General features: G+C 53.3%; 32 protein-coding genes. 14 read left to right on the top strand and 18 right to left on the bottom strand.

Annotated features, from left to right (window positions below):
* Positions 1-8 precede the first annotated feature (8 nt).
* The gene (locus G549_RS0116885) at positions 9-689 is read left to right on the top strand and encodes a rhomboid family intramembrane serine protease (protein ID WP_027836011.1); all 681 of its coding nucleotides are present in this window, start codon (positions 9-11) and stop codon (positions 687-689) included.
* 3 nt (positions 690-692) lie between these two features.
* Here the strand turns inward: G549_RS0116885 and G549_RS21565 are convergent, their stop codons facing one another.
* From G549_RS21565 to G549_RS0116860, 5 genes are all read right to left on the bottom strand, one after another.
* Positions 693-1,271: a TetR/AcrR family transcriptional regulator gene (locus G549_RS21565; protein WP_169449674.1), complete on the bottom strand. Its 579-nt coding sequence runs from the start codon at positions 1,269-1,271 to the stop codon at positions 693-695.
* A 14-nt stretch (positions 1,272-1,285) separates the two neighbouring features.
* Complete coding sequence (locus G549_RS21560; RefSeq protein WP_051214053.1) at positions 1,286-1,888, bottom strand: GNAT family N-acetyltransferase; 603 nt, start codon at positions 1,886-1,888, stop codon at positions 1,286-1,288.
* Complete coding sequence (locus tag G549_RS0116870) at positions 1,889-2,482, bottom strand: hypothetical protein (protein WP_027836009.1); 594 nt, start codon at positions 2,480-2,482, stop codon at positions 1,889-1,891.
* A gap of 192 nt (positions 2,483-2,674) precedes the next feature.
* A complete protein-coding gene (locus G549_RS0116865; protein WP_027836008.1) occupies positions 2,675-3,172 on the bottom strand; it encodes an SRPBCC family protein in 498 nt (165 codons plus the stop codon).
* Entirely contained in the window at positions 3,165-3,533 is a 369-nt protein-coding gene (locus tag G549_RS0116860; protein ID WP_027836007.1) for an ArsR/SmtB family transcription factor, read from the bottom strand. The genes G549_RS0116865 and G549_RS0116860 overlap by 8 nt, the downstream gene beginning before the upstream one ends.
* 120 nt (positions 3,534-3,653) lie before the next feature.
* Here G549_RS0116860 and G549_RS0116855 point away from each other — a divergent pair, with 120 nt between their 5' ends.
* Both G549_RS0116855 and G549_RS0116850 read left to right on the top strand, forming a co-directional pair.
* The gene (locus G549_RS0116855) at positions 3,654-3,845 is read left to right on the top strand and encodes a hypothetical protein (RefSeq protein ID WP_036223394.1); all 192 of its coding nucleotides are present in this window, start codon (positions 3,654-3,656) and stop codon (positions 3,843-3,845) included.
* Positions 3,846-3,920: 75 nt separating this feature from the next.
* Positions 3,921-4,508: a sugar O-acetyltransferase gene (locus tag G549_RS0116850; RefSeq protein ID WP_027836005.1), complete on the top strand. Its 588-nt coding sequence runs from the start codon at positions 3,921-3,923 to the stop codon at positions 4,506-4,508.
* A gap of 3 nt (positions 4,509-4,511) precedes the next feature.
* Here the strand turns inward: G549_RS0116850 and G549_RS0116845 are convergent, their stop codons facing one another.
* Positions 4,512-5,222, bottom strand: a complete 711-nt coding sequence (locus G549_RS0116845) for a TlpA family protein disulfide reductase (protein WP_051214050.1) — start codon at positions 5,220-5,222, stop codon at positions 4,512-4,514.
* Positions 5,223-5,245: 23 nt separating this feature from the next.
* On the opposite strand from G549_RS0116845, the gene argH reads away from it, so the two are divergent.
* Positions 5,246-6,631: an argininosuccinate lyase gene (gene argH / locus G549_RS0116840; protein WP_027836003.1), complete on the top strand. Its 1,386-nt coding sequence runs from the start codon at positions 5,246-5,248 to the stop codon at positions 6,629-6,631.
* A 12-nt stretch (positions 6,632-6,643) separates the two neighbouring features.
* On the top strand, positions 6,644-7,906 hold the full coding sequence (gene lysA / locus G549_RS0116835; protein ID WP_027836002.1) for a diaminopimelate decarboxylase: 1,263 nt from the start codon (positions 6,644-6,646) through the stop codon (positions 7,904-7,906).
* Between the two features lie 98 nt (positions 7,907-8,004).
* Here lysA and G549_RS0116825 read toward each other — a convergent pair whose 3' ends face one another.
* Both G549_RS0116825 and G549_RS0116820 read right to left on the bottom strand, forming a co-directional pair.
* Positions 8,005-8,412, bottom strand: coding sequence for a response regulator (locus G549_RS0116825; RefSeq protein ID WP_027836001.1), 408 nt, complete (start codon positions 8,410-8,412; stop codon positions 8,005-8,007).
* A 36-nt stretch (positions 8,413-8,448) separates the two neighbouring features.
* Complete coding sequence (locus G549_RS0116820) at positions 8,449-9,453, bottom strand: zinc-ribbon domain-containing protein (protein WP_027836000.1); 1,005 nt, start codon at positions 9,451-9,453, stop codon at positions 8,449-8,451.
* 146 nt (positions 9,454-9,599) lie between these two features.
* Here G549_RS0116820 and ftsE point away from each other — a divergent pair, with 146 nt between their 5' ends.
* From ftsE to G549_RS0116800, 4 genes are all read left to right on the top strand, one after another.
* Positions 9,600-10,259: a cell division ATP-binding protein FtsE gene (gene ftsE, locus G549_RS0116815; RefSeq protein ID WP_245985786.1), complete on the top strand. Its 660-nt coding sequence runs from the start codon at positions 9,600-9,602 to the stop codon at positions 10,257-10,259.
* Positions 10,252-11,178, top strand: coding sequence for a cell division protein FtsX (locus tag G549_RS20835; protein ID WP_117394836.1), 927 nt, complete (start codon positions 10,252-10,254; stop codon positions 11,176-11,178). Before ftsE ends, G549_RS20835 begins: the two co-directional genes overlap by 8 nt.
* Positions 11,179-11,208: 30 nt before the next feature.
* On the top strand, positions 11,209-12,000 hold the full coding sequence (locus G549_RS0116805; RefSeq protein WP_027835998.1) for a lysophospholipid acyltransferase family protein: 792 nt from the start codon (positions 11,209-11,211) through the stop codon (positions 11,998-12,000).
* Between the two features lie 254 nt (positions 12,001-12,254).
* Positions 12,255-12,581: a hypothetical protein gene (locus G549_RS0116800; RefSeq protein ID WP_169449673.1), complete on the top strand. Its 327-nt coding sequence runs from the start codon at positions 12,255-12,257 to the stop codon at positions 12,579-12,581.
* Positions 12,582-12,625: 44 nt separating this feature from the next.
* Here G549_RS0116800 and G549_RS20830 read toward each other — a convergent pair whose 3' ends face one another.
* Positions 12,626-13,144: a gamma-glutamylcyclotransferase gene (locus G549_RS20830; RefSeq protein ID WP_036223391.1), complete on the bottom strand. Its 519-nt coding sequence runs from the start codon at positions 13,142-13,144 to the stop codon at positions 12,626-12,628.
* Positions 13,145-13,251: 107 nt separating this feature from the next.
* Here G549_RS20830 and G549_RS0116790 point away from each other — a divergent pair, with 107 nt between their 5' ends.
* Positions 13,252-14,226: a DUF2125 domain-containing protein gene (locus G549_RS0116790; RefSeq protein ID WP_027835996.1), complete on the top strand. Its 975-nt coding sequence runs from the start codon at positions 13,252-13,254 to the stop codon at positions 14,224-14,226.
* Positions 14,227-14,230: 4 nt separating this feature from the next.
* Here G549_RS0116790 and G549_RS0116785 read toward each other — a convergent pair whose 3' ends face one another.
* From G549_RS0116785 to G549_RS0116775, 3 genes are all read right to left on the bottom strand, one after another.
* Positions 14,231-15,169 (bottom strand): prephenate/arogenate dehydrogenase family protein, encoded by a 939-nt coding sequence (locus G549_RS0116785; RefSeq protein WP_027835995.1) that lies wholly within the window; start codon positions 15,167-15,169, stop codon positions 14,231-14,233.
* Positions 15,162-16,256, bottom strand: coding sequence for a histidinol-phosphate transaminase (gene hisC / locus G549_RS0116780; RefSeq protein WP_027835994.1), 1,095 nt, complete (start codon positions 16,254-16,256; stop codon positions 15,162-15,164). Before hisC ends, G549_RS0116785 begins: the two co-directional genes overlap by 8 nt.
* 108 nt (positions 16,257-16,364) lie before the next feature.
* Complete coding sequence (locus G549_RS0116775; RefSeq protein WP_027835993.1) at positions 16,365-17,105, bottom strand: methyltransferase domain-containing protein; 741 nt, start codon at positions 17,103-17,105, stop codon at positions 16,365-16,367.
* Between the two features lie 86 nt (positions 17,106-17,191).
* On the opposite strand from G549_RS0116775, the gene gloB reads away from it, so the two are divergent.
* Positions 17,192-17,965 (top strand): hydroxyacylglutathione hydrolase, encoded by a 774-nt coding sequence (gloB, locus tag G549_RS0116770; protein WP_051214049.1) that lies wholly within the window; start codon positions 17,192-17,194, stop codon positions 17,963-17,965.
* A 140-nt stretch (positions 17,966-18,105) separates the two neighbouring features.
* Entirely contained in the window at positions 18,106-18,363 is a 258-nt protein-coding gene (locus G549_RS0116765; RefSeq protein WP_027835991.1) for a hypothetical protein, read from the top strand.
* A 9-nt stretch (positions 18,364-18,372) separates the two neighbouring features.
* Here G549_RS0116765 and fumC read toward each other — a convergent pair whose 3' ends face one another.
* Positions 18,373-19,764, bottom strand: a complete 1,392-nt coding sequence (fumC, locus tag G549_RS0116760; protein WP_027835990.1) for a class II fumarate hydratase — start codon at positions 19,762-19,764, stop codon at positions 18,373-18,375.
* A 162-nt stretch (positions 19,765-19,926) separates the two neighbouring features.
* Here fumC and G549_RS0116750 point away from each other — a divergent pair, with 162 nt between their 5' ends.
* Positions 19,927-20,436, top strand: a complete 510-nt coding sequence (locus G549_RS0116750) for a DUF2867 domain-containing protein (RefSeq protein ID WP_036223388.1) — start codon at positions 19,927-19,929, stop codon at positions 20,434-20,436.
* 63 nt (positions 20,437-20,499) lie between these two features.
* On the opposite strand, the gene rpmF is transcribed toward G549_RS0116750, so the two are convergent.
* Positions 20,500-20,682 carry a 50S ribosomal protein L32 gene (gene rpmF, locus G549_RS0116745; RefSeq protein ID WP_027835988.1) on the bottom strand — a complete coding sequence of 61 codons (183 nt, stop codon included), beginning with the start codon at positions 20,680-20,682 and terminating at the stop codon, positions 20,500-20,502.
* A gap of 204 nt (positions 20,683-20,886) precedes the next feature.
* Here rpmF and G549_RS0116740 point away from each other — a divergent pair, with 204 nt between their 5' ends.
* Positions 20,887-21,789 carry a polyprenyl synthetase family protein gene (locus tag G549_RS0116740; protein WP_051214047.1) on the top strand — a complete coding sequence of 301 codons (903 nt, stop codon included), beginning with the start codon at positions 20,887-20,889 and terminating at the stop codon, positions 21,787-21,789.
* Here the strand turns inward: G549_RS0116740 and G549_RS0116735 are convergent.
* The 4 genes from G549_RS0116735 to ispG are packed head-to-tail and all read right to left on the bottom strand — an operon-like array spanning position 21,786 to position 25,313.
* Positions 21,786-23,168 carry a pyridoxal phosphate-dependent decarboxylase family protein gene (locus G549_RS0116735; RefSeq protein ID WP_027835986.1) on the bottom strand — a complete coding sequence of 461 codons (1,383 nt, stop codon included), beginning with the start codon at positions 23,166-23,168 and terminating at the stop codon, positions 21,786-21,788. The genes G549_RS0116740 and G549_RS0116735 overlap by 4 nt on opposite strands.
* A complete protein-coding gene (locus tag G549_RS0116730; protein ID WP_084634235.1) occupies positions 23,158-23,736 on the bottom strand; it encodes a GNAT family N-acetyltransferase in 579 nt (192 codons plus the stop codon). The genes G549_RS0116735 and G549_RS0116730 overlap by 11 nt, the downstream gene beginning before the upstream one ends.
* A complete protein-coding gene (locus G549_RS0116725; RefSeq protein WP_036223463.1) occupies positions 23,648-24,100 on the bottom strand; it encodes an HIT family protein in 453 nt (150 codons plus the stop codon). The genes G549_RS0116730 and G549_RS0116725 overlap by 89 nt, the downstream gene beginning before the upstream one ends.
* Positions 24,093-25,313 carry a flavodoxin-dependent (E)-4-hydroxy-3-methylbut-2-enyl-diphosphate synthase gene (ispG, locus tag G549_RS0116720; RefSeq protein ID WP_027835983.1) on the bottom strand — a complete coding sequence of 407 codons (1,221 nt, stop codon included), beginning with the start codon at positions 25,311-25,313 and terminating at the stop codon, positions 24,093-24,095. Before ispG ends, G549_RS0116725 begins: the two co-directional genes overlap by 8 nt.
* Positions 25,314-25,506: the final 193 nt, after the last annotated feature.

Genomic DNA, 25,506 nt, shown 5'->3' with positions numbered 1-25,506 from the left:
AAGCGTTTATGTTTTTGCCCCTTTATGACCAAAACCCCAAACGCTTCGTCATCAAACCCTATGTCAATTACGCCCTGATTTTGCTGACCACATTTCTGTTCACCATCCAATATCTATTGCCAGTAAATGCAGAAAATTATGTGATCGCCACCTTTGGCATGGTGCCCTATTGGTTGTCCGACGCTCGCATCGACCAAATCCCGTTTATTCCCGATGAGTTCACCTTCGTCACCTACGCATTTCTGCACGGCGACTGGCTGCACCTCTTATCGAACATGCTGTTTTTGTGGGTCTTTGGCGACAATATTGAAGATGCCCTAGGGCATTTCCGCTATTTGCTGTTTTATCTTTTGTGTGCGGCAGGCGGCGGCGCGCTGCACTATTTCGTTTATCAAGACGATTTGTCGCCCTTGGTCGGGGCATCCGGCGCCGTGGCCGGGGTCATCGGGGCTTACATCCTGCTCTACCCCAAAGTGCGCGTATATGTGTTGGCGCGGATCATCATTCCGCTGCCTTTACCCATTCCTGCGCTTTGGGTGCTGGGCGCTTGGATCGCCATGCAAATCTTTTATGTGATTTTGCCACAAACAAGCGCGGTGGCGTGGTGGGCGCATATTGGCGGCGTCATCGCCGGCATGCTGCTGGTGCTGTTGTTCAAACGGCCGGAAGTGCGCCTATTTCAAAGCTAGGCGCTAAAGCCCGGCCCCATCCAGCAAATACCCCATATTGGTTTGGACCTGCCGATACATTTTCGTATCCCAATTGAACAAGGCCCCCAATACATTGGAGCCCTCAAACAACGACATCAGGCCAAAGGCAATATCCGACGCCGGGGCAGTGGATTGCCCGCGGGTGGACAATGCCTGCTCAATCATTTCGGTGAGAATGCACCGAAACTCGACAAAAAAGCCATGGACCATTTTCCGCGCCGCCTCATTACGGCCAGCATAGGAATAAAACTCCAACCCGATGGCGACAAAGATTTGATTTTCGCTCAGCATTTCTTCGGTCTGGTCCACCCAGTCGGTCAGAATTGTTCGAAAATCTCCCTTGGTCAGCCGTAAATGCTGCAACACATCCATATTCTGTTCAAAGAACCGTTTCATCAGCGCCGCGATCAAATCATCCTTGCTTTTGAAATAGAGATAGATGGTCGCCTTGCTCACACCAGCGGCCAGCGCCACCTCTTCCAGCCGAGCAGACTGTAACCCATTCCGCGCGAACACCAACATGGCAGCATCCAGTATTTGGGGAATCCGTTTTGCACTCATATTCGGGCGGGGCATCAATCTTCCTCATCAAGCGATTTGGTCATCACAACATATTCAACGCCATCATCCTCATAGCGTGCAACCACCTGATACCCCATATGATGATAAATCGCCACATTTTGCGGGTTACCAGTTTCCAGCGCCACGCTTGCCGGCCGATGAACCTGATCATAAGCGGCGTCGAACAAGCGGCGGGCCAATCCCTGGCCGCGCACATTTTCATCAACCGCCACAAACTCAATCACCAGATCAGCATGTGCGCTATAGGTCTCAAGCCGCTTTTGCTCATGGCGCATCACGTTGAGCGGCACGCTTGGGCCAAATGCAATGCATTGTTGAGCGAACCATATCAGCAAAAATTGCCAATCCGGCGGCTTGTTGCCGAAGCTGACAATATTGCTGCCAACCAACTCGCCATCCTTCACTGCAACCAACACTTGTGAAACCGGCCAATGCTTTAAGGTCAAGTCGAACCATTTTGTCATCCGCCCAACCGCATTGTCATCATTGGCATTGACCATTGCGCGCATCGCCGCGTCTTGGGCGAAGGCCCGCGCGAGAAAGCGGGCCAATTCCTGCCGTCGGTTGCCCGACCATTTTTGAATTTCAATCGACATTTACCGCTCCGGCTGAAAAGGCGCTTCTTTGACCAAATGACCCAGCAACAATTTGAGTGCCAATAAGGGCAACAACCAATTCAAATTGGGCAGCGCCAAAAGCGGCACAAATGACAACAGAATAAACAAAGTCGCCACACCAAAGGCCACGGGACGTTGCAAATAGAGCGGGGTGAACAGAATGATCAAGGTGCCCAACACCAAGGCACCTGCCGCGATGCCAAAGAACGCGACCGGATCGTCAGCAAACAACCACGCGGCCAGCCCCAAATGCAGCATGTGCGCACAAATAAACAAGAAATGTTGTCGCTTGCCATGCCCCGCGCGATGATACCAGCGCTTCGCCGCAGATGTGGCGTTGGTGACGATGCCGCCGCCAATGTCGAGTGCCAACACCACCACAAATGCCCACTGCCAAATTGTAGTGTCTGGCGTGGCGCCCTGCCAAAACAATGCCACAAGCGCAACAGCGATGACCGCGCCCAACCCAAGTTGCACCACTTCTTCAGCATTGGTGGCACCGGGGCCAACAAATTTATCCCAGCTGCCTGAAAGCCCATCTCGAGGTGCCGGTGGTTCCCAATCTATACGCATGTTTCACACTTTCTATAATAACTGACGAGTCAGTCATAATAGAAACGCCTTATTTTGGCAAGTGGTTTTTTGAGCGCTGTCAGAGGTGCCCAACAATGCCGATGCACCTAAGAAGAATGAAACCTGCTTCTGCCGAAATAAAAAAGGCGCACCGAAGCGCGCCTTACATTCATGATAACGACCAGACTGAATTTAGCCGTTTTGCAACTCGTCCAAAATTTGGTCGATGATTTTGTAACCTGAGCCCCAACCATTATCCATGCCGCGCATCATTTTGGCGAAGGTCTCGTTTTCCTCTGGCGTCGCATCCATTGGCACCTGCACCAAAGTCACTTTGGTTTTACCACCCGCCTCTTCAAAGGTTACCGTGGTGTGCAGCACTTTTGGCCAATTGGGCATCATCGGGTTGGACACAATATTCCAATCCTTATCCGCCGAACAATGATGCCAAACGATCTTTTCCTCGGGCGCCACCTCTTGGAATTTCATCACCGAATGATCGGACTTATCGCCCATCACCATCTCATTGCGCCATTCACCGCCGGGCTTGAGGTCAAAGTGATGAATTTTCGTTTCGATATTGGGTCCATACCAGTGGGCCAATAATTCCGGATTGGTCCACGCCTTCCACACCAATGATCTTGGCGCGTCGAACTCTCTTTCAAATACATATTCTGCTGGGTTACTCATCCTGCCCTCCCTTTGGTTCGGCTTGAAGCTTCACCAGCAGCTCATCAAGCTGATCAAAACTGTCTCCCCAAAACCGTTTAAAATAATTCATCCATTCCACGGCCTCAGCCATCGGCTCCGCCTTCAAGCGTGCCGGGCGCCGCTGCTCGTCAATGGCCCGCTCAACCAACCCTGCTTTTTCCAAAACTTTCAAATGTTTTGAAATCGCAGGCTGACTAATTTTAAAAGGCGCAGCCAACTCCCCAACCGAGGCTTCCCCTTCGGCCAACCGTGTAAGCATTGCGCGCCGCGTCGGGTCCGCCAATGCCGCAAAAACGGCATCCAAATTCTGCGCACCCATTTCATAACCAACTTGTTCCATAACCATATAGTTATAGAAAGGATTTGATTTGTCAATAGCCGGATTTGGGGCGGTGTTAAGTTCCTGTTAAGCCTGACTTGCGACAATAGCGGCGACTGAAAAGCTAGGAAGGCACTTCAGATGAATATGTCATTGGTGACACAGGTCGTCGCCCAACAATCAGCTCAGCGCCAGGAACAAGCGCAAATGCTCATGGTGAAAGCGGCAAACGACATGCAAAAAGCCATGATCAACATGCTGGATCAAGGCTTGGCAAACGCCAAGGCCATGCCCGCCCCGGGCACAGGCACCATCGTCGACAAATCTGCCTAATTTCTGACTAGCCAAATCATCAAAAGCCCCGTAAAAAATTGGCGAATAAAACCAATTTAAAACCTACGGCTTTTTATGACCCGCTCCGATAAAGAACGTATGCTTGCCGGGGAACCAACCCTGTCCGGCGATCCCGAATTACTCGAAATTGCCGCCCGCGCCCGCCGCGCCTGCCATGCGTTCAATTTTGCTCACCCCGACGATGAAACTCGCATGGATCATTTGCGCCCCATCTTTGGCGAAATCGGTGATCCGGTGTGGATTGAGCCCCCCTTTTACATCGACTTCGGCGAACTCGCGAAAATCGGCAGCAAGGTCTTTATCAACACCAATTGCTCGATTTTGGACGGCGGCGGCGTCACCATTGGCGACGATGTGTTGATTGCTCCCAATGTGCAAATCATGGCGGCCGGACATCCGATCAAGGCTAGCGAGCGCATGGTTTATCCTTTTGAAGATGAGCCCGAGCGGATGAATTTCGTCAATTTGGCCGGCCCCATCAAAATCGGCAATGGCTGCTGGATCGGCGCAGGCGCCATCATCTTGCCCAACGTCACCATCGGTGATCGTGCAGTCATCGGCGCGGGGGCGGTTGTCACCAAAGATGTGCCTGCCGACAGCTTGGCCGTCGGCAATCCAGCACGTGTGATCAAACAGATTTAGCGCCTAACTTTTATCGGCAAGTTCAAGCGCCGTCTCGACGAACGCCTTCGCATCATCGCCATGCCAGGCGGCTGGTCCGGCCAAAACGCCCCATTCGCAGCCATCCGGCCCCAAGATCAGTGTGGCGGGCAAGCCCAACGCCACACCGCGCTTTTTCAACACTTCAAACGCGTCGAATGTCGGGTCGCGATGCAGTGGTAATTGGCTGAGATTTTCCTCTTCCATAAACTTTTGCGCTTTAGCTAGGCCATCATCGCCAATATCGAGATTGATGGTGGCGACGGTGAACCCCTTATCGCCATAATCCACTTGCAACGCTTCCAGCTCCGGCATCTCGGCCCGGCACGGCGCGCACCAGGTGGCCCAGAAATTGACCAACGTCACATTGCCCTCAAAGGCGCTGAAGCCAACCTCATCACCATTTTCATGAATAAAGCTGATTTCATCATAACGCGCGCCTTTGGCCGTGACCTGCACAGCAGCCAAATCGCCAATTGCCTTTTCATCCAGCGCCGTCTGCACCTCAGGATTTGCGTCGCACGAATTGGCGACAGCCGTACCATTTCCGCCCTTGTTCCCATTGCTAACCCACACACCGACCGCTATAGCTACGACAATTGCAGTGATTGCGCCGATACCAATGCCCTTTTTGCGCACAGGTTTGGCACCATTATCGCGATCATTGCCGTTTGGATTTGATGGTTGAGAGGACATGAGTTCTCCTAAAAGAGGGTACAATGAGCAACAAAATGTGGGGTGGCCGTTTTGCCACCGGTCCAGATGCGATCATGGAAGAAATTAACGCCTCCATCGACTATGACAAGCGCTTCCACACCCAAGATATTGCAGGCTCAAAAGCCCATGCGGAAATGTTGGCCAGCGTCGGCATCCTTACTCAAGAAGATAAAGATGCAATCCTATCTGGTCTAGATCAGGTAAGTGACGAAATTGCCGCAGGTACGTTCACTTTTTCGCGCGCACTTGAAGATATTCATATGAATGTGGAAGCGCGGCTGAAAGAAATCATCGGCGAACCCGCTGGTCGCCTACACACAGCCCGCTCTCGCAACGACCAGGTCGCGACAGATTTTAAACTCTATGTGCGCGATTGCCTCGACACTTTTGTGACCCAAATCCAAACCTTGCAGCTGGCCATGGTCGAGCGCGCCGAAGAACATGCAGATAGCGTGATGCCCGGCTTCACCCATTTGCAAAGCGCCCAACCAGTGACGTTCGGTCATCATATGATGGCCTATGTGGAAATGTTAGGCCGCGATGTCGGCCGCTTCCAGGATTCGCGCAAACGCCTCAACGAAAGCCCCTTGGGCTGTGCCGCACTGGCGGGCACCTCGTTCCCCATTGATCGCGACATGACGGCCAAAGCCCTGGGCTTTGATCGCCCCACCGCCAATTCTCTGGACGCTGTGTCAGACCGTGACTTTGTGCTGGAATCCTTAAGCGCGGCAAGCCTGTGCGCCATGCACCTTTCGCGTCTATCGGAAGAATTGGTGATCTGGTCCACTGCCCAGTTCGGCTTTGTTCGCTTGTCCGATAAATTCTCAACAGGCTCTTCCATCATGCCGCAAAAGCGCAACCCGGACGCAGCCGAACTGATCCGCGCCAAAATTGGCCGCATCTCTGGCGCGTTGGTGTCGCTGATGACCGTGATGAAAGGTCTACCGCTCGCCTATTCCAAAGATATGCAAGAGGACAAGGAAGTCACCTTTGATGCGTTTGACAGCCTGTCCCTCGCCTTGGCTGCAATGACGGGCATGATCAAGGATTTGAAAGTAAACAAGGACGCCATGAGCAACGCCGCGGGCGCTGGCTTTGCCACGGCCACCGATTTGGCCGACTGGTTGGTGCGCGAGGCCAATGTGCCGTTTCGCGATGCCCACCATATCACTGGCTCAGCCGTGGCGCGGGCGGAAGAAAAAGGCTGCGACTTGGCAGGCCTCACGATTGAAGATTTTAAAGAAATCGACGAGCGCATCGACGCCCGGGTGTTCAAAGTGTTGACCGTGCAGGATTCGGTGAAAAGCCGCACCTCGTTCGGCGGCACATCACCTGCCAATGTTAAAGCCGCCGCCGCCGTTTGGCGCGACCGTCTCACCAGCGCATAAGGGCAAATTATGGTGCACCATTTTCAATATCGCCACGGCGAACTTTATGCCGAAGATGTGGCCATCGCTGACATTGCGTCAGAAGTGGGCACGCCTTTCTATCTTTATTCCCGTGCGACGTTCACCCGCCATATCAAAGTGATGCAGGAGGCCTTTGCCGACCGCCCTACCCTTGTCGCCTATGCGGTGAAAGCCAATTCCAATCAGGCCATTTTAAAATTGGTGGCAAGTCTTTGCGCGGGCGCTGACGTGGTCTCCCTTGGCGAGCTAATGCGCGCCGAGCGTGCAGGCATTCCTTCGGACAAAATTGTCTTTTCCGGCGTCGCCAAAAACCACGAAGAAATCGCTTATGCGCTCAATATGGGCATCAAATGCTTTAACGCCGAGAGCGAACCAGAACTGCTGCGCATCAATGAGGTGGCAAAATCGCTGGGTAAAATCGCACCGGTCTCCGTGCGCATCAACCCCAATGTAGACGCCAAAACCCATGCAAAAATCTCAACCGGCAAAGCGGAAAACAAGTTCGGCATCCCGTTTGAACGCGCCAATGAAGTCTATCAAACCATCGCCGAATGCGATCATTTGAAGGCTGTCGGCATCGATATGCATATCGGCTCGCAAATCACCGATCTGGAACCATTCGACAATGCGTTCAAACTGATGGCAGAACTCGTCGAGAAGCTGGGCAACGCTGGCCACAAAATCGAGCATATCGATGTTGGGGGCGGCCTGGGCATTCCTTACGATAATTCCAATCAAGTGCCGCCAGAGCCTATGGCCTACGCCCAGATCGTGCGCAAAAATCTAAACCATCTGGATTGTGAAATCGTGCTGGAGCCGGGCCGCATGGTCGCGGGCAATGCGGGCATTTTCATCACCAAGGTGGAATATGTGAAAGAAGGCGCCGAACGGCAATTTGTAATAGTCGATGCCGGCATGAACGATCTGCTGCGTCCAACGCTTTATGAAAGCTATCATACGGTGCAACCGGTGAAGGAAGACGCCAAACTGCAAGAACGCATGGGCGATGTCGTCGGGCCGGTGTGCGAAACAGGCGACTATATCGCCAAGGGCCGCCATCTGCCGCATGTGGAAGAAGGCGATCTGCTCGCGGTGATGAGCGCGGGCGCCTATGGTGCCGTCATGTCAGGCACCTACAACACGCGGCCCCTATGTGCCGAAGTGATGGTGGATGGTGATCAGTTCCATATCATCCGCCCCCGCCAAACCCATGAGGATCTGATTGGCCAGGATTCCGTCCCGGATTGGCTTTAAAAAAATTGGCCCCGCACTGTGGGGCCTTTCAACTTAAGCGGTAAATGCACGTAAAAATCCCGTGCTGGAACGTCCATCCGCCAAATACCAAAAATGATTTACGCTTCTAGCTGCTGCGCCAGCGTGATCGTTTCGGCTTCACGGCCATCAAGCGCTTCCTTCACCTTTGCCCGAATATCGGCCAGCGTGAAGGGTTTTGGCACCACATCGTGCACCAATGCATCGAGCCCATGCGCCCGTTCGCGTTGATCAGCAAAGCCAGTCATCAGCAAAATGGTTACATCTGGAAATTGATCTGCCACACGCAAGGCGAGCGCAATCCCGTCCATCACTGGCATTTTGATATCTGAGAGCAACAGGTCAAAATTGCCTTCATGTTCGAGCATCGCCTCAGCCGCAAGGCCGCCATCCTCAGTAGCCAGCACAGCATGACCATCCATCTCAAGCGCCCGGGCCACAAACCCACGTACACTCGGATCATCTTCCGCCAACAAAATCCGTGCCATTACCCAATACTCCTTACCCACGTCCCAGTTGTATTTCTAGTTAGAGGCATTTGAACTCGTCGATTGCCAATCTAGAAACGATAGCTTTACACGTCGCACATCATTGGGTGGGGAAAGCAATTGAGTTGAAAACTCAAACGATCCACCAGCCTCTAAGACGGATACGCCCGGCGTCATGTTCCATTCGTAAATGACTGTTTTGTCATCTCTAACCAGCGCCACCCTAATAGGAGGTAAATACGCAATCTTGCTGGTCACATTTTGGATGTCGCCTGTTACATTTAAGACTTCATGCCCGTCTTTCCATGACCGGATTGTACGCACATTTGCGAAATCAAGTCCAACAACATTCACATTTGTGCCAAAAAGCCTATACAGGCTGGCCATTTCCGGATAAAGGCGAACCACTTCAACCCGGAAAGAAAAGAGCCCCAAAAGAATGGCTGCACTCAGGGCTAAACAGCTTGTGGTGATCAGTCGACGTGTGCGCGCCATCGGCAATCCGCGCGCAATATCCCGGTGCCGCTTGGCCACCCGCCGCGCCCGCTTCATACGGTCGATTCGCGTCCGGCGTCTTGTTGCATAAGATGCTGATTCTATTGCACTATCTTCACCATAACCAAAGGAGGATTCATCGGACTTATCCGCATTGCCTCCGGCATCACCTTTGGACTTAGATTTGCCCCCACTCGCGTCCAATTCCTCAAGCTCGCGATCCATCGCCGTCTCGTCGAGATCGCTATTGACATTAACGGCGCTTTGCGGGTCATTTTCCGCCGCATCCCCTTTTTGTGTCTTCTCGGTGCGTTTGATGGGGGCCAGCCCCTCCTCCTGCATCGCATCATCAAGCAACCGGGCAAAATCGTCCGAATCATCTGCCAATTCAACTTCGCGTACCAGGGGCCTTTTGGGCGCTGGAGGTGTCTGCATGGCGCGCCAGGATTCGGCGCACTTCGCACACTGTACCACCCGGCCAGTCTCACCAATCGCCTGATCGGCCACCTCATATTCGGCGTTACAATTTGGACATACAATAATCATTGCTACTCGGGGACACTTCTTCCAACATGCGAGCCCCATCTTAAACTGCAGAATCTTAACACTCCGAAAAAACCGGGCTAGCTTTCGCCCAAACAATGCTTCATCACTGCTAAAATGAATGCGAATGAGTGATTCGGGAGTTGCCAGTGATCGAATTTGATAATGTGGGTCTGCATTACGGCACAGGTCCAGAGATCCTAAGAAATCTCAATTTCAAAATTGACCCCGGATCCTTCCATTTTCTGACAGGCCCCTCCGGCGCCGGCAAAACCTCTTTGCTGCGGCTATTGTTGCTATCGTTACGGCCCACCTCTGGCAAACTCACCATGTTTGATAAGGATGTGGCCGGGCTCGACAAAGAAGCCATGATGGCCATGCGCCAGCATATCGGGATCGTATTTCAAGAATTTCGCTTGCTGGAACATCTCACCACATTTGAAAATGTTGCCCTGCCCCTGGCCGTGCGCGGCGAGCCCGAAGCCTCTTACCGCTCAAATGTGCAGGAATTGCTGGATTGGGTGGGCCTTGGCCACCAAATCAATGCCCGACCAGAATTGCTTTCCGGTGGCGAAAAACAACGCGCTGCCATCGCCCGCGCCGTGATTGCCAAGCCCGAACTTTTGTTGGCAGATGAACCCACCGGCAATGTTGATCCTGAATTGGCAGAGCGACTGCTGCACCTGTTTGTCGAGTTAAACCGGATGGGCACCACCATCATTTTGGCCACACACGAGCTGCACCTTCTGGATCAATTCCGTTTCCCCAGACTGCAATTGCAAGATGGCGAGGTGAGCATTCATGATTGATCAATTTCTAAACCGCAATCGCAGTGAAATCTCCGTCGTGCCCCGTTCCTCAATTGCCGGGCGCACTTTGGCCTTACTGGTCGCCATCATGACCTTTTTGAGCTGCGTCACATTTGGCGCCGTCTATATGGTGCAAAATTCGGCCGTCGCATGGTCGTCCGAAGTGGGGCGCGAAATCACCATTCAGCTCCAGCCTGTTCAAGGCGATGAGATGACATCAAATGTGCGCACGGCCATCAGCTTGGCGCTCGATAGCCCCGGCGTCGGCAGCGCCAAAGAACTCACGATTGAAGACAGTGAACGGCTGTTGGCCCCATGGCTGGGCGATGAGTTTGACCTGGAAGGGTTCGATTTACCTCGCCTTGTCGTCGTGCATTTGTCAGACCCCCGCGCATTTGACCGCGCCAGCTTGGAGGAAAAGCTGAACCAATCGCTGCCAGACGCCACAATTGATTCCCATAAGCCTTGGCAACAAAAGCTCAACGCCATGTCTGGCACCATTGTTTTCTCCGGCCTGTTGGCGCTGATGCTCATTATGGCCGCCACCATTCTGGCGGTGATCTTCGCCACAAATGGGGCCATGGCCTCAAACCGTGAAATTGTGGACGTGTTGCACTTTATCGGCGCGTCCGACCGATATATTGCCGGTGCCTTCCAATCGCGTTTCTTCGCCATTGGCCTGCAAGGGGGCATTGTGGGTGGCGCAGCGGCCCTTGTCTTTTTCATCCTGGCCGGGATCATCACCAACTATTTATTGCCCAGCCAAAATGCAGAGCAAGTCGAGCTTTTGTTCGGACAGTTTTCATTGGGTTGGCTCGGCATTATCGGGCTCATTATCGTGGTGGCCATCATCGCCGGGCTGACAAGCATCACATCGCGCATTACAGTACACCGGTTTTTGGCGCAGGTTGCGCCTTAGCCCCTTTGTTCTGATTCGATAGGCCGCAATATGATTGTGCAAACCATCCGCTCGCTGATTTTCTACGTCTTTTTTATCGGCATAACCACATTGCTGGCGATACCAATGGGCCTTTATTCGCTTGTGGCCCCAAAATTTTCCGGCTACCCGATCGTGTGGCTCTGGTATCAATCAAATCTGCTCTTTCTGCGCCTTTTTGTTGGCATCAAATCCAAAATAGAAGGCGAGGAAAACCTGCCCGACGGGCCGTTTATCATTGCCTCAAAACACCAGTCAGACTGGGACATTTTTGCGCTTTTGCCCGCCACGGGCCGGCGGCCTTCCTTTATTGCCAAAAAGCAATTGCTGGACATTCCCTTCTTCGGTTGGGCCGCACGCAATTTTCATACGATTTCGGTAAACCGGAAAAGAGGCCGCGAAGCTCTGCCGCAAATGATTGAGCAATCCAAAGAGGCCATCAAACATGATTGTCGGATTGTCATCTATCCCGAAGGCACCCGCAAAGCACCGTTGGCAGATCCAAATTACAAATGGGGCGTCGTAAAACTATATACGGAGTTGAACATACCCGTGGTGCCGGTCGCGCTCACTTCTGGGCTGTATTGGCCGCGTAACTCACATGTGCTTTGGCCAGGCACCGCGCGCGCCCGTTATCTCAAACCCATCCAGCCCGGTCTAAGCTCAGACGAATTTCACGCTGAATTACAACGTGTTATCGAAACTGAGACCGATAAAATGATCTTTGAAGATCTGGAAAAGGGAATCAGTTTGCCCATTTCTGATGCCTTCCAAGCCCGCATCGAAGCACGCAAGTCCGCATAACTACTAGATATTGACAAACTGCCGCCACAATCCATAGATATAGTCCATACTATTAATCTATTTGACTAAATGCGGAACTTGTTCTAGTTTTGTTCTTTACCGCACTGCCGCAAATGAGCCGGGGAACTTGTGAGGCAATTATGATTGAGGGATCACTTTATGCATTCGATTCGACAAGAATCGAAACGGAAGAGCTTCACACCTCTTCCCTTGGCCTACCAACCACATCTCTTGCATCCGATCTTTCTGATCGCATGACCGATAACGCTGCGCATAATTCCGTATCGCTTGTTGGACGATCCGGAAAAACCTATGCCGCAAAACCGACCGCACTTGAAAAACTCCGCATCCGCGACGATCAATTATGCCTGTTAAGTGTTCGCACGCGCGCTGGCCTAGACGTTGTGTGGGTTGGATCAGGCCAAAGCCTTGTGCATGATCAACCGAACCGCGCCGAGTTTATGGATGTGGTGAACACAGCCGACAACGCTTACATTATCGACATTGAAGATAGTGCAGAACAATCGCTTGCAAGCTGGGACCTGACAAACACACATCATGATTTGCCCCGCGCGGCATAAACATCTTGGACCTGATGGTTGTGATTGACGGCAGCCGACCACCGTCAATCCTTTTTCAACGCGTTCACAAGTGCGTCTAGCCCGTGATCTTGAATGCCCATTTCCACCAAGTGCGCATAGGTATTGACCACATATTCTGTGTTCGGCCCTGCTTGCCCCTGCCCCTGCCGCACAAGTTTAAGCTGATCCTCAAGCCCCAAGCGCCCCGCATATTGTTTATGACGTGGGTCCGCAAGATAAACCAGTGCATCCACATGCCGCCCGTCATCCAAGGTCACACGACGCAATGTTTCGCGGTAAACGCCATTTTGCTGCTCCCGAGCATGCAAATAGGCGTAAGTTTTATCCCAAAATTGCGGGTCAACCTCGAATGCCATGCCCCGACAGGCACCACCACGATCCAAACCAAACACAAGCCCCGGGCAATCCTCGGTGCCGCGATGGGTAAATGAATAGATGCAAAGTTGCCGATGCGCGCCACGCAACAAAGCCGGCGCTTTATTCATAAAATCAAAGCCAGGACGCCAGATTAGGGAGCCGTAGCCGAAAACCCACTTTCCCATTAAATCGCCAAATCACTTGTTTGAAAAACCATCATAGAGATGTACAAACTTCTATGAACTGACACAAGGCGCACACGAATTCACTGTTCAAGAATTAGGATGTGAACATGGCAAAATTTAAAATCATGCTGGCAGCAATCATTCTGGTTTGTGGCGCCGCCACAGCGGCATGGTTCTATATCGCGCACCAAATTGATCAGCATATTCAAATCGCCATGGACGACCCTGAGCTCGGCCTTACCTGCGCAGACCGCAGCGTGAGCGGTTTTCCCTTCCGCTTTGATGTCAGATGCCTCAACGCCACTGTGCAATCTGGTGATGCCACAATCGCCATTCCACGCATTGAAGCGACGGCGCTGTTCTATCGCCCAACCCACATTCTTGCCTTTATTGAGGGCCCCATCGACTATCAAAACGCTTTCACCGGCGCTCACAAGCAATTGCGGTTTGAAACTGCAGAAGCCAGCGCCCGTGCTGATTTTTCAATGAACCTTCAACGGGTCTCAGCGCAAATGGTGAAACCTATTTGGTCCGACCAGCTGATCGGCACCGTCGATGTGGGCAGCGCCGAGTTGCTGGAAGCACACTTGCTGGCACATGCCGAAAAGGACACTGGGTTTTTTGCTTACGCCAAGTTCAATAACGTGCAGGCCCAACAAATGGGCGTGGAAAAACTGAACACGACGATTGAAGCAGAAATCACTGAAATTGACCAAAACCTCAATAATTGGATCTTCCCCGACATGCTGCAACAATTTGCAGCCACGGAAGGCAAACTGATCATCCAAAAATATGAGACCGTTGGACAAGTCGTGCCGCTCGGCCAAAGCCAGGTACAAGAGATCGCGCTGAACGCCGAAGGCGAATTTACCCTCACCGACCAGGGCATGCTGCAAGGCATTTTGCGCACCAACTCGCAAAATATCGTTGATCAATTTGACCTGTCGGCCCTTGGCCCCATGGCCGCCGCCATTGTGGGCGCGCCGGATCAGGACGGCAAACACAACATTCCGGTGATGGCGAATGCAGGCGTGATCAGCGTGGGCATGGCACCAATCTATTTGGTGCCCCCCCTATTCTAGATCGTTAATCGCTGTCGGTTTCCGCGTGATGCTGACGACCAAAGTCAGGCGCATCTGTTTCTTGACCAGCGTCAATGATTGAGCGGCGAATATTGCGGGTGCGGGTAAACAGGCTCTCAAGCATTTCCCCATCGCTATCGCGCACCGCCCGCTGCAACATGCTCAAATCTTCCAAGAACCGCCCAAGCATTTCAAGCACCGCATCGCGATTGTTTAAAAACACATCACGCCACATGATCGGGTCTGACGCAGCAATCCGGGTAAAGTCGCGAAAGCCACCAGCAGAAAACTTGATCACTTCCGATTTGGTCACGCTTTCCAAATCATCCGCCGTGCCCACAATATTGTAGGCGATCAAGTGGGGCACATGGCTGGTGATGGCCAGCACCAGATCATGGTGCTTGGCATCCATAATCTCGACCTCTGAGCCAATCGCCTCCCACAACGCCTTTAACCGGTCCACAGCCTGTTGGCTGGCATCTTCCGTTGGCGTCAAAATACAAAAGCGGTTGTCAAACAGTTCAGCAAAACCATGCCGCGGGCCGGATTTTTCCGTGCCCGAAATCGGGTGCCCAGGGATGAAATCCACATGCGCCGGCAACACATCTTGCAACGTATCGACCACATGTTCTTTCACCGACCCCACATCGGAAACAATCGCACCAGCCTTTAGCGCTGGCGCAATCTGCTCGCCAATCGTGCGGTAAGTGCCAACCGGCGTACAAAGAATCACAAGGTCCGCATCTTGAACCGCCTCAACAGGATCATGATGGAACGAATGCCCCAATTCCAACTTTTCCGCCTCAGACAAATGTTGCGGCGATGCGTCGGAGATTGCGAGCTCGCGGGTTAGATCGGCACGCAAAATTGCGCGCGCGATAGATGAACCGATCAAGCCAATCCCGATCAGCGCAATACGGTCAAACATTATAGCATCAGCCATGGTCACTCATTTCTTGTAGCGTTTGGATCACCAATTTCATCTGCGCTTCAGTCCCAATAGAGATGCGCAAGCAATTGGGCAGGCCATAGGAGTGCATTTCGCGCACAATCAGGCCTTTTTCCATCAATAGATTAAAGGCATCCGCTGCGGTGAAACCCGCCTCGTCGCCAAATTCGGTCAACACAAAATTGCATTGGCTGGGATAGGTTTTAAAGCGATTAGACTGCAACCGCTCAACCAACTCGTCCCGCATTTTGGAATTGTGCGCTTTCAACTCAGCGGTAAATGCTTCATCCTGCACTGCGGCTGTGGCCGCCGCTTGCGCAATGCCGTTCACATTGAACGGCCCCCGCAAGCGGTTATAAACATCCAAAATATGCGCCGGGCCATAAAACCAACCAACCCGCAAATTTGCGAGGCCAATCTTGGAGAAGGTGCGCGTCATCACCACATTGTCGGCGCGGTTCACCAGATTAATGCCCGCTTCATAGTCAGGCGCATTCACATATTCCGCATAGGCCGCGTCCAACACTAGCAAAATGTCCGGTCGCAAGCCCTGATGCAATCGATCGATCTGATCTTCGCCAAGATAGCTGCCGGTTGGATTGTTGGGATTTGCCAAAAACACAATCTTTGTTTTCTCAGTCACCGCATCCAGCAGCGCATCCACATCCGCTTTAAGATCCTTTTCCGGCGCTTTCACGCAGGTGCCGCCCGCCGCATTGGTGACGATGGGATAAACCAAAAAACCATATTGCGACATTAGCGTTTCATCGCCCGGACCAACATAGGCCTGCGCCAACAGGTGCAAAATTTCATCCGAGCCCGCGCCAACACCAATCCGCGCAGGATCTAACCCATGCACCGCGCCAATTGCCTCGCGCAAGGCAGTTGCTCCGCCGTCAGGATATTCGGCCAAATGCGTCGCATAATTACGATACGCCTCAATCGCTTTCGGGCTGGCGCCCAAAGGTGATTCATTGGCTGACAATTTAGCCAATGCCTGACCAGATGGCGATTTGGACTTGCCGGGCATATAGGCCGCGATATCCATAATCGAACGGTGTGCAATCGGTTTGTCTGACATTTTATACTTCCTGACGATTTAAGCCGCGCGCACCATAGGCAAAGCACCGCCCAGACGCAAAGAAAACTGCTTTATCCATTGGTCTTTATCGTTACGAGCGAACGATTTCTATCGAATATGTCCAGAAGGCCAAGCCGGTTGCGACACCAACCCGGGTATTTGCGAGAATTGTGGCGCCCGCCGCCGCCGTGTCACCGCCGGGTACATTTCTTTGCGGGCCCGCACCAACATCACCCCGGCCAAGCCGGACCCAAGTAAGCGCCCAAGGCTCTCAAACAAACGCGCTGATTTAAGCAAAGGGGCAAAATTTGACGGGGGCAAATAGAGTGCCTCACGCCACACCTCCGGGGTGAAGGAGTGGTCCTTTAAAAGCCGGGCCAACTGATTTTGCGAAAAGGGATGGCCATGGCCAAATGGTGTTGTGTCCCGCTGGGCCCAAAATCCCCTACGACGAGGCACAACCAGAATCACGCGGGCACCCGGCGCGGTAATGCGCCACAGTTCTTGCATAAATTCTTCAAGATCAAACAAATGCTCAAGCGCATGAATGGCCACCACCACATCCACAGCACTATCTGTTAGCGGCAGTTCGAGCGGATCGACAAGCGCGGCCAGACTTGGCGCATCGAGCGGCCAATGGGCCACGCCTTGGCGTTGCGGCATAAAGGCCATCACCCGCTCCGCATCATTACGCAGCCGGTTGAGATAAGGCGTTGCATAGCCAATGCCCAACACTCGCTGACCTTTAACAGGTGCCATCGGCAGCAAGGTGTCCGCAATCAACCGCCGAGATATACGCCCCAGCGGCGAGCGGTAGAACTGCATCAAATCCTCAATCGTTACCGACATGGCTCCGGTTCATCTTCGCATTGCACATGTTATATGTGTACTGTGCCAAGCACCAAATTGCCAACATCATTTGAGGAGATCAAAACATGACGCAAAAATTCGAAATCGAAATGCTGCCGGTGCTGGACACCAATTATGCGATCTTCATCAAATGCAGCATCACCGGCAAAGTGGCGATGGTAGACGCCCCGGACGATGACAAGATTGTTGCGTTTTTAGAGGCCCGCAATTGGCGGCCCGATTTGGTGTTGGTCACACACCGTCACTGGGATCATGTGGACGGGCTGGAAAAAATCAAGCAGCGCTATGACCCGATCATTGTGGTGCCTGATTCGGAAAAAGATCAAATCTCACCGTTCACAGAAACAGTTGCCCCCGGGGCCATCTTGCCCTTTGGGGCTGGGCACTTCACCGTGCTATCCACCCCCGGACACACAAGCGGCCACATCGCCTATTTCTTGCAAGAGCAGCCTGCCCTGTTTGCAGGTGATGCGCTGTTTTCTATTGGCTGCGGCCGGATGTTTGATGGCCCGCCCAATGCCATGTGGGAGGGCCTCAAGCAATTGCGCCACCTTCCAGACGAAACCGCCCTTTATTGCGGCCATGAATACACAATCGACAACATCAAATTTGCCCTCAGTCTGACCCCTGAGCACGAAGCTTTGCGCCAACATCTGAATTGGGCCGAAGAACGCCGCGGGCAAAACCAACCCACCTTGCCCTCCACCTTAGGGTTCGAAAAGGCCAACAACCCGTTTTTGCGCATCGACGACCCCGTCATTGCCCAAGCCGTTGGGCAAGCCAATGCGCCGGAACATGAGATTTTTGCCGCCGTGCGCAAAGCCAAAGATCAGTTCTAGCGTTAACCGCGCGTCTTAACCACGCCATCAGATTTCGGGTCGCAAAGGTTAACAAAACCTTTATGTCGCCATCATTTTCTGCCATCATCAGTGTCAAATAAGGGCAAAAATGTCCCATTTTGATACAGGTAGGCGAAATAATGGCTTCACAGCATGACAATACTAGCGTGGCAAATGTGCCGATTGTGATTGAATCACAGTCGCATCAAGCCCGCCGCCGTCATGCCTATCGGCCAGAGGCCCACTTTGTGGCGCATCTATTGGCGCAACGCCCCAATCCGGCAGGTCGGCGCAAAGCACGCCCTGGCACCCACGTGGCCCAAACAGCCTACCGCGCTAATGCCGAGCGCATCATCAAGCGCATGCCCGCGGGCTACAACCGCACAATTGATGCTTAGCTTTTTTGATTAGGCCTTCGGGCCGATCATATGTTCTGGCCGTACAAATTCATCAAATTCCTGCGCACTTAACAGTTTCAGCGAAACCGCAGCTTCGCGCAATGAAGTGCCGTTTTGATGCGCATATTTGGCGATTTTCGCCGCCGAATCATAACCAATCTTTTGGTTCAGCGCGGTCACCAGCATTAAAGACTGTTCCAAATGATTTTGGATGTTCTCCAGATTTGGCTCCAACCCTGCCGCACAATTGTCGGCGAAGCTGTTCAGCCCATCGGTGAGCAAGCGCACCGACTGCAAGAAATTATAGACAATGACCGGCTTGAACACATTCAACTCAAAATTGCCCTGGCTGGCGGCGACACCAATTGTTGTGTCATTGCCCATCACTTGCGTCGCAATCATGGTCAGCGCCTCCGATTGCGTGGGGTTGACCTTGCCCGGCATAATCGATGAACCGGGTTCGTTGGCAGGCAGGTTCAATTCGCCAATGCCACACCGTGGGCCAGAACCCAACCAGCGCACATCATTGGCAATCTTCATTGACGCAGCAGCCAATTGTTTGATCGCCCCATGCATGCCCACAAAGGCATCATGCGCCGCTAAATAGGCGAACTTGTTATCCGCCGTCACAAAGGGATGCCCGGTCAATTCAGCAATCCGCGCCGCCACTTTGTGCGCATAGTCGGGGTGCGTGTTCAGCCCGGTGCCCACCGCTGTGCCCCCCAGCGCCAGTTGCAGCATTTGCGGCTCATGCGCTTCGATCGCCGCCAACGCAAAATCAAGTTGGCTGACCCAGCCACTCATTTCCTGCCCCAAACTCAAAGGCGTAGCGTCCTGCAAATGGGTACGGCCAATTTTGATGATGTCGTCATATTGCTTGGCCTTTTGATGCAGAACATCCCGCAAATGCGTAATTGCCGGCTTGAGCCGTTTATTGACCTCTTCCACCGCCGCAATATGCATGGCGGTGGGGAAACTGTCGTTCGAGCTTTGCGATTTGTTGACGTGATCATTTGGGTGGATCGGGCTTTTGGTGCCCATCTGCCCGCCCGCCAATTCAATGGCACGGTTGGAGATCACCTCATTCACATTCATATTAGTTTGGGTGCCTGACCCGGTTTGCCAAACTTTGAGCGGGAAATGTGCATCAAGTTTGCCCGCGGCCACCTCATTGGCGGCCTCCACAATCAAGTCCTTCTTATCCGCTTCAAGCGAACCCAGCTCGCAATTCACTTCCGCAGCGGCGCGCTTCAACACCGCAAAGGCATGCACAAGCTCTATCGGCATCAGCTCATTGCCAATGGCAAAATTTTGCATCGACCGTGCTGTTTGCGCCCCATAATAGCGATTGACCGGCACCTCAATTTCACCCATTGAATCTGTTTCGATACGTGATGTCATTGTGGCACTCCTTTGATCGTGCGTGAAAATATGCCGCCAACTCTAATGCTTTCGCCCCCCATTGCAAGCAACCACGCAACACCAGCTCACCCGCGACAATCTTGCCCTTCCCATGCTGACCAAAACAGCCTTTAATGCGGCAAATTTTTAAAAGGATTGACCATGCGCGCGAAAGCAGACCGCTTGCCCCTTTCTGCCAAACTTCATGAACATATCCGCAGCGGCGATTTCGTTGATTGCTTCAGCATTGAGTTGGGCGAAAAAGGCACCAAACTCTCCATCGATGATCTTGCCCGCAGCCTGGCCACCACGCCGCCCAAATGGGCCCAATTTCTGCTCTATCTGCGCAATATTTTGGTGAAGCCCTTTGGCCTGCGCACCGAATTTGATGGCGCGCAAACAAAAATGGGCGAGTGCCAACCAGGCGAACTGATCAATTTTTTCCGGATCTATCATCGCGACAATAATGAAATTTTGATGGGTGACGACGACAAACATCTTGATTATCGCGTCTCTGTCTATCGTTCGCCCAGTCGCCCGAGCAAGCTATATGCCGCCACTTGGGTGCACCGCCACAATTGGCTGGGCCACACCTATCTGTTTTTGATCAAGCCGTTCCATAAAATGATTGTACGCTCCATGGTAACTGGCGGCATGCGCACATTAGGCTAACCAAAGAAAAAGCCAGCCTCCGATGGAGACTGGCTTAAAACTGTTCGCAAAAGCGCTAACGACTTAGCTGTCGCGAGGCTCCATGATTTGACGGCCACGATACATGCCGGTTTTCAAATCAACGTGATGCGGGCGACGCAATTCGCCGCTGTCTTTATCTTCAACATAAGTTGGTGCCTTCAAGGCATCAGTAGAGCGACGGTGGCCGCGCTTCATGCCGGAGATTTTTTTCTTTGGTACTGCCATGGTTCTAACTCCATCAACAAAACGGCACCTGCACCAAAAAGTGAAAGCGCCATCTAGCAATCTTCAATCTGTTGGCGCGGGTTATAGCTGTCTTTAATGGCTTTGGCTAGTCTTAATTCGCAACAAAACCACTATTGATCTTGTCAATTTGGCCCGATAGTACTCTTTTTACCCGTCAACCTGCTGCAACGCAACAAAGGCGCTATGTCTGACCTGAATGCCGCCATGGCCACGATTGCTCAAAAAACCGAGCAGTTTTTGGAAGCCCACCTCACCGCGCAACAGCTAAGCGCACCCCTGCCCGCGCCCGAACGGTTGATCAATGCTGTGCGCCACGGGGCTTTGAACGGCGGCAAACGATTGCGTCCCGTCCTGGTTCATTTAACAGCAAATCTGTTTCCCCAGCCCGCAGGCGATTTGATTCAGGCAGGCGCCGCGATTGAATGCGTGCACTGCTACTCGCTGGTACACGACGATTTGCCAGATATGGATGATGACGATCTGCGCCGTGGCAAGCCCACCGTGCATAAGGCTTTTGACCCGGCAACCGCGATTTTGGCGGGCGATGCCCTACTGACCCATGCATTCGCCTTGTTGGCCGATGGAAACTGCCATCCAGATCCGGCGCTGCGCAACCAACTGGTGATCGAGCTGGTTGAAGGCGCAGGCGTTGGCGGCATGGCCGGCGGGCAGATGCGCGACATTGAAGGTGAGCGCAAGGGCTATGATCCCGAGACCATTTCACTCATCCACGCCATGAAAACCGGCGCACTGATCCGCGCCTCTGTGCGCATCGGCGCGTTGATGGGCGGCGCCAACAAGGATGAATTGGCGGTGCTCACTCAATTTGGTGAAGCGGCAGGTCGCATCTATCAATTGGCTGATGACATTCTGGATGCCACCCAAAGCTCAGAGCAATTGGGCAAAACGGCGGGCAAGGACGAAGCGCAGGGCAAATCGACTTTGATCGCCAGTCATGGACTAGCGCACGCACGGTCAGCCCTTCAAGAAGAGTTGAACGATGCCTTACCCCTGCTCACCCCATTTGGCGACCGCGCTGCGCCGCTGGCGCAATTGGTCACCCACTTTGCCGAACGGCAGAGTTAAAGCAGCTCTTTCAACACGGTCTCAACCATCATCACATCATCGCGCGTGCAGTCGAATTGTCCGACCTGCATGCGGATCACCAAGCGCCCCTTATGGTGCGTTTGCGTGAGGTAGATACGGCCATCATCATTGATTTTTTGCAGCAGTTTTTCCGTCGCCGCATCACCCGCTTCCAGCGCAAAACTGAACAATGACAGACGGGGAGAACTGGTCATTTCAATGCCGGGCAAAGCTTCGATCTTTGCATAAAGCTCTTCAGCCCAAGCCACATGGTTTCGGATACGATTGCGCAAATCTTCCAGCCCGTGGGCCCGCAACAAGAACCAGATTTTAAGCGCGCGAAAGCGACGCCCAAGTGGAATCGTCCACTCGTTAAAGTTCGTGACTTCTGACGTGCCCAGCGTTTCCAAATAGGTCGGACGCAAGCCAAGCGTACGCACTTGCTCGATCGGATTGCGCATAAATTGCACCGCACAATCAAATTGTGCGCCCAGCCATTTATGAGGGTTGAAGATGATGCTATCTGCGCCTTCAGCCCCGGCCCACAAGGGGCGGAATTCGGGACAGATCATTGCGCTACCTGCCCAAGCGGCATCAATATGCGTTGGCAAATCTTCTGCCCGCGCAATAGCGATGCACTCTTTCATCTTATCGAATGCCCCAACCGAAGTACCGCCCGCACAAAGCACAATGCCGATGGGCAGATAGCCCGCCGCGCGATCTTCTTTGATCGCCTGTGCCAGCAAATCGGGCCGCATGGACAGATCCTCATCCACCGGGATTTTCACCAAATTGTCCTGGCCGATGCCCGCAACGCGCACCGCCTTATCAATGCTGGAATGGGTTTCGCCGCTGGCATAAATCCGCATACGCGGCTGGCCAGAAAGCCCTTCATAAAGCCCCTTCCATTCAAGCGCCGCTTCGCGCATGGTCAGGATCGCGGAAAGGGTTGCCGTGGTGGCGCTGTCGTGAATGGTGCCCGTGAACGCATCGGGCAAGCCGAGCGCTTTGCGCAACCACACCATCATTGCCTGTTCCACTTCCGTGGCCGCAGGTGCCGCCTGCCAGATCAGCGCATTGCTGGCCATGGCATTGACCAACTGCTCCGCCAACATCGAGACAGGCGCTGCATTGGCCGGGAAATAGGCAAAAAAGCGCGGATGCTGCCAATGGGTCATCGCATCAGGCACCAGCGAGGTAAAATCCTCCCAGATTTGCTCCATCGCTTCGCCCTGCTCCGGCGCCGCCGTCGGCAATTGATCGCGCAACGATCCCGGCTCCATTGTCGCCCGCACCGGACGGTCTCTTAGGCCTTCATGATAATCATGCGCCCAATCCGCCGCCTTTTTGCTCCACTCTTTGAGGCCCTTATGGTCCATTTATCTCCCCCCGGCTCACCCGTTTGATCGCGCGACGCACGATTGGATGTTGTTTCAGCACATCAATAGTTTGAGAAAAGGCGACGCCTTTTTCATTTTCCCGAATAATCTCAAAACCCAATTTACGGTGAAAGTCCATAGACAGCTGATTGGTCTTATAAACATTACTTTCCACACGCCTCGCGGGTCCGGCTTTTGCGTGCGCCAGCAGCTGCACCATCAATTCACCCATGATTGCCGCATTGCGATGCTCTGGATGAATTGCAAAACCGTCCACAAACCAACAATCGTCCTTGGGCCAGATAAAGCTATAGGCAATCAGTTTATCGTCACGCCAAACAGTTGTAGTCTTGGCGCTTTCAAACCGCTCTTTCAGGGCCTGCCGATGGCTCTCGCGGTCAAAGTGATCCCCTGCAGCCTCGGTATGATCCTTGAGCAAGGCGATGTCGAGATCGACGATGGCATTAAGAGTGTCCTCGCTAGAGTACACGCAGAATTTCTTCCCGAATGCGATTGCGCAACTCGTCAAACTCACCGGACATAAAATCCGGCGAACCATGCCAATCATAAAACCAGATCGGCAAAGGTCGGCGTTCATCCGTCTCGGATTGATAGCGCGGGATAATGTGGGCATGAAGGGCCTGGTCCGAATTGCCCAGAATTTCATAATTGATGCGATAGGCATCTGTCGCTGCCAACAGCGCATCGCCGACCAGCGCCATATCCGCCAAAAATTGCGCCCGCTGCTCACCGCTCAATTCATTGAGCGAACCAACCATCGGATCAGGCAACAGGATCACATAGCCCGGCTGCACCTGCTTGTCGCACATCACAGCCCAGCCAGATGGCATTTGGCAAATCAGCCATGGATTCTCGCCTTTGCGCGCAAGCTCGACCCGCTGATGGCAAACCGTTTCGCTTAAACTAGCCACCAAATCGGCCTTCAATATAATCGGCCACCATCGCCTTAAACTCATTGGCAATGTTGGGCCCCCGCAAAGTTTTGGCCTTTTGCCCATCGATAAAGACAGGCGCGGCGGGCGTTTCCCCGGTGCCGGGCAGCGAGATGCCAATATCCGCGTGCTTGCTTTCGCCCGGTCCATTCACAATGCAGCCCATCACCGCAACGCTGAGGCCCTCAACGCCAGGATATTTTTCTTTCCAAACGGGCATCGAGCTATCCAAGTGGTCTTGAATATCTTTGGCCAGTTCCTGGAACACCGTCGAGGTTGTGCGGCCGCAACCTGGGCAAGCTGTGACCACAGGCAGAAACTGGCGGAAGCCCATGGTTTGCAGCAATTGCTGCGCCACTTGCACTTCCAACGTCCGGTCGCCGCCCGGTTCTGGCGTCAATGAGATACGGATGGTGTCGCCTATGCCGCGTTGCAGCAAAATGCCCAAAGCGGCGGACGACGCCACAATGCCTTTGGCGCCCATGCCCGCTTCGGTCAGCCCCAAATGCAGGCCATAATCGCAGCGCTGGGCAAGGTCGGTGTAAACTTCGATCAGATGCTGCACATTGGACACTTTGGTCGAAATCAAAATCTTATCGCGCCCCATGCCCAGCTCTTCCGCCCGCGCCGCCGACATCAATGCCGATTGAATGATGGCCTCGCGCTGCACCCGCGCGGCACTCCATGGCGTTTCGCGCTCAGCGTTTTCATCCATTAATTTGGTGAGCAGTTCTTGGTCGAGCGAGCCCCAATTGACCCCGATCCGGACCGGCTTGTCATGGTGGTTGGCAATGTCGATCATTTGCGAAAATTGCGTGTCGCGTTTGGCCTTAAAGCCCACATTGCCCGGATTGATGCGATATTTCGCCAAAGCTTCGGCACAAGCCGGATGTTCCGACAATAGCTTATGGCCGATATAGTGAAAATCACCGACCAGCGGTACATTCACGTTCATCGCCATCAAACGGTCGCGAATATGCGGCACGGCAACGGCGGCCTCATCCCGATCCACGGTGATCCGCACAATCTCCGATCCAGCGCGCCAGAGTTCGGCGACCTGCCGCACGGTTTTTTCAATATCAGCTGTGTCCGTATTGGTCATGGATTGCACCACGATGGGGGCGTCGCCACCCACCTGCACATCGCCAACCATAACGCCTACCGATTTTCTGCGGGAAATCACTTCCGACATGAGGCACTCCTTTTTCGCCCTCCAGCATATAAGCGCTACACAAGGATGGCGCAACCAAACACTTTTTGATCAGAACGCCCCGCGCCGCAGCATGGATTTGTCGCAATTTGCGCGCCAGACTTGGCAAAAACATGAAATCATGTTTTTTTCTGTGCCCGACTCGCTTTTCCTGTCCTGCCGGGGCAATGCGCAT

This window comes from Maritalea myrionectae DSM 19524 (assembly GCF_000423365.1).
GTDB classification, from domain to species: Bacteria; Pseudomonadota; Alphaproteobacteria; order Rhizobiales; family Devosiaceae; genus Maritalea; species Maritalea myrionectae.
The sequence above is the reverse complement of the archived record's forward strand: the minus strand, read 5'-3'. Positions and strand labels throughout refer to the sequence as shown.

What these genes read in the sequence shown, in the direction of transcription:
- G549_RS0116885 (WP_027836011.1), top strand. Translation starts at nt 9, where the DNA reads ATGTTTTTGCCCCTTTATGACCAAAACCCCAAACGCTTCGTCATCAAA.
- G549_RS21565 (WP_169449674.1), bottom strand. Translation starts at nt 1,271, where the DNA reads ATGAGTGCAAAACGGATTCCCCAAATACTGGATGCTGCCATGTTGGTG.
- G549_RS21560 (WP_051214053.1), bottom strand. Translation starts at nt 1,888, where the DNA reads ATGTCGATTGAAATTCAAAAATGGTCGGGCAACCGACGGCAGGAATTG.
- G549_RS0116870 (WP_027836009.1), bottom strand. Translation starts at nt 2,482, where the DNA reads ATGCGTATAGATTGGGAACCACCGGCACCTCGAGATGGGCTTTCAGGC.
- G549_RS0116865 (WP_027836008.1), bottom strand. Translation starts at nt 3,172, where the DNA reads ATGAGTAACCCAGCAGAATATGTATTTGAAAGAGAGTTCGACGCGCCA.
- G549_RS0116860 (WP_027836007.1), bottom strand. Translation starts at nt 3,533, where the DNA reads ATGGAACAAGTTGGTTATGAAATGGGTGCGCAGAATTTGGATGCCGTT.
- G549_RS0116855 (WP_036223394.1), top strand. Translation starts at nt 3,654, where the DNA reads ATGAATATGTCATTGGTGACACAGGTCGTCGCCCAACAATCAGCTCAG.
- G549_RS0116850 (WP_027836005.1), top strand. Translation starts at nt 3,921, where the DNA reads ATGACCCGCTCCGATAAAGAACGTATGCTTGCCGGGGAACCAACCCTG.
- G549_RS0116845 (WP_051214050.1), bottom strand. Translation starts at nt 5,222, where the DNA reads ATGTCCTCTCAACCATCAAATCCAAACGGCAATGATCGCGATAATGGT.
- argH (WP_027836003.1), top strand. Translation starts at nt 5,246, where the DNA reads ATGAGCAACAAAATGTGGGGTGGCCGTTTTGCCACCGGTCCAGATGCG.
- G549_RS0116825 (WP_027836001.1), bottom strand. Translation starts at nt 8,412, where the DNA reads ATGGCACGGATTTTGTTGGCGGAAGATGATCCGAGTGTACGTGGGTTT.
- G549_RS0116820 (WP_027836000.1), bottom strand. Translation starts at nt 9,453, where the DNA reads ATGATTATTGTATGTCCAAATTGTAACGCCGAATATGAGGTGGCCGAT.
- G549_RS20835 (WP_117394836.1), top strand. Translation starts at nt 10,252, where the DNA reads ATGATTGATCAATTTCTAAACCGCAATCGCAGTGAAATCTCCGTCGTG.
- G549_RS0116805 (WP_027835998.1), top strand. Translation starts at nt 11,209, where the DNA reads ATGATTGTGCAAACCATCCGCTCGCTGATTTTCTACGTCTTTTTTATC.
- G549_RS0116800 (WP_169449673.1), top strand. Translation starts at nt 12,255, where the DNA reads ATGACCGATAACGCTGCGCATAATTCCGTATCGCTTGTTGGACGATCC.
- G549_RS20830 (WP_036223391.1), bottom strand. Translation starts at nt 13,144, where the DNA reads ATGGGAAAGTGGGTTTTCGGCTACGGCTCCCTAATCTGGCGTCCTGGC.
- G549_RS0116790 (WP_027835996.1), top strand. Translation starts at nt 13,252, where the DNA reads ATGGCAAAATTTAAAATCATGCTGGCAGCAATCATTCTGGTTTGTGGC.
- G549_RS0116785 (WP_027835995.1), bottom strand. Translation starts at nt 15,169, where the DNA reads ATGGCTGATGCTATAATGTTTGACCGTATTGCGCTGATCGGGATTGGC.
- hisC (WP_027835994.1), bottom strand. Translation starts at nt 16,256, where the DNA reads ATGTCAGACAAACCGATTGCACACCGTTCGATTATGGATATCGCGGCC.
- G549_RS0116775 (WP_027835993.1), bottom strand. Translation starts at nt 17,105, where the DNA reads ATGTCGGTAACGATTGAGGATTTGATGCAGTTCTACCGCTCGCCGCTG.
- gloB (WP_051214049.1), top strand. Translation starts at nt 17,192, where the DNA reads ATGACGCAAAAATTCGAAATCGAAATGCTGCCGGTGCTGGACACCAAT.
- G549_RS0116765 (WP_027835991.1), top strand. Translation starts at nt 18,106, where the DNA reads ATGGCTTCACAGCATGACAATACTAGCGTGGCAAATGTGCCGATTGTG.
- fumC (WP_027835990.1), bottom strand. Translation starts at nt 19,764, where the DNA reads ATGACATCACGTATCGAAACAGATTCAATGGGTGAAATTGAGGTGCCG.
- G549_RS0116750 (WP_036223388.1), top strand. Translation starts at nt 19,927, where the DNA reads ATGCGCGCGAAAGCAGACCGCTTGCCCCTTTCTGCCAAACTTCATGAA.
- rpmF (WP_027835988.1), bottom strand. Translation starts at nt 20,682, where the DNA reads ATGGCAGTACCAAAGAAAAAAATCTCCGGCATGAAGCGCGGCCACCGT.
- G549_RS0116740 (WP_051214047.1), top strand. Translation starts at nt 20,887, where the DNA reads ATGTCTGACCTGAATGCCGCCATGGCCACGATTGCTCAAAAAACCGAG.
- G549_RS0116735 (WP_027835986.1), bottom strand. Translation starts at nt 23,168, where the DNA reads ATGGACCATAAGGGCCTCAAAGAGTGGAGCAAAAAGGCGGCGGATTGG.
- G549_RS0116730 (WP_084634235.1), bottom strand. Translation starts at nt 23,736, where the DNA reads ATGATTGGCATGGTTCGCCGGATTTTATGTCCGGTGAGTTTGACGAGT.
- ispG (WP_027835983.1), bottom strand. Translation starts at nt 25,313, where the DNA reads ATGTCGGAAGTGATTTCCCGCAGAAAATCGGTAGGCGTTATGGTTGGC.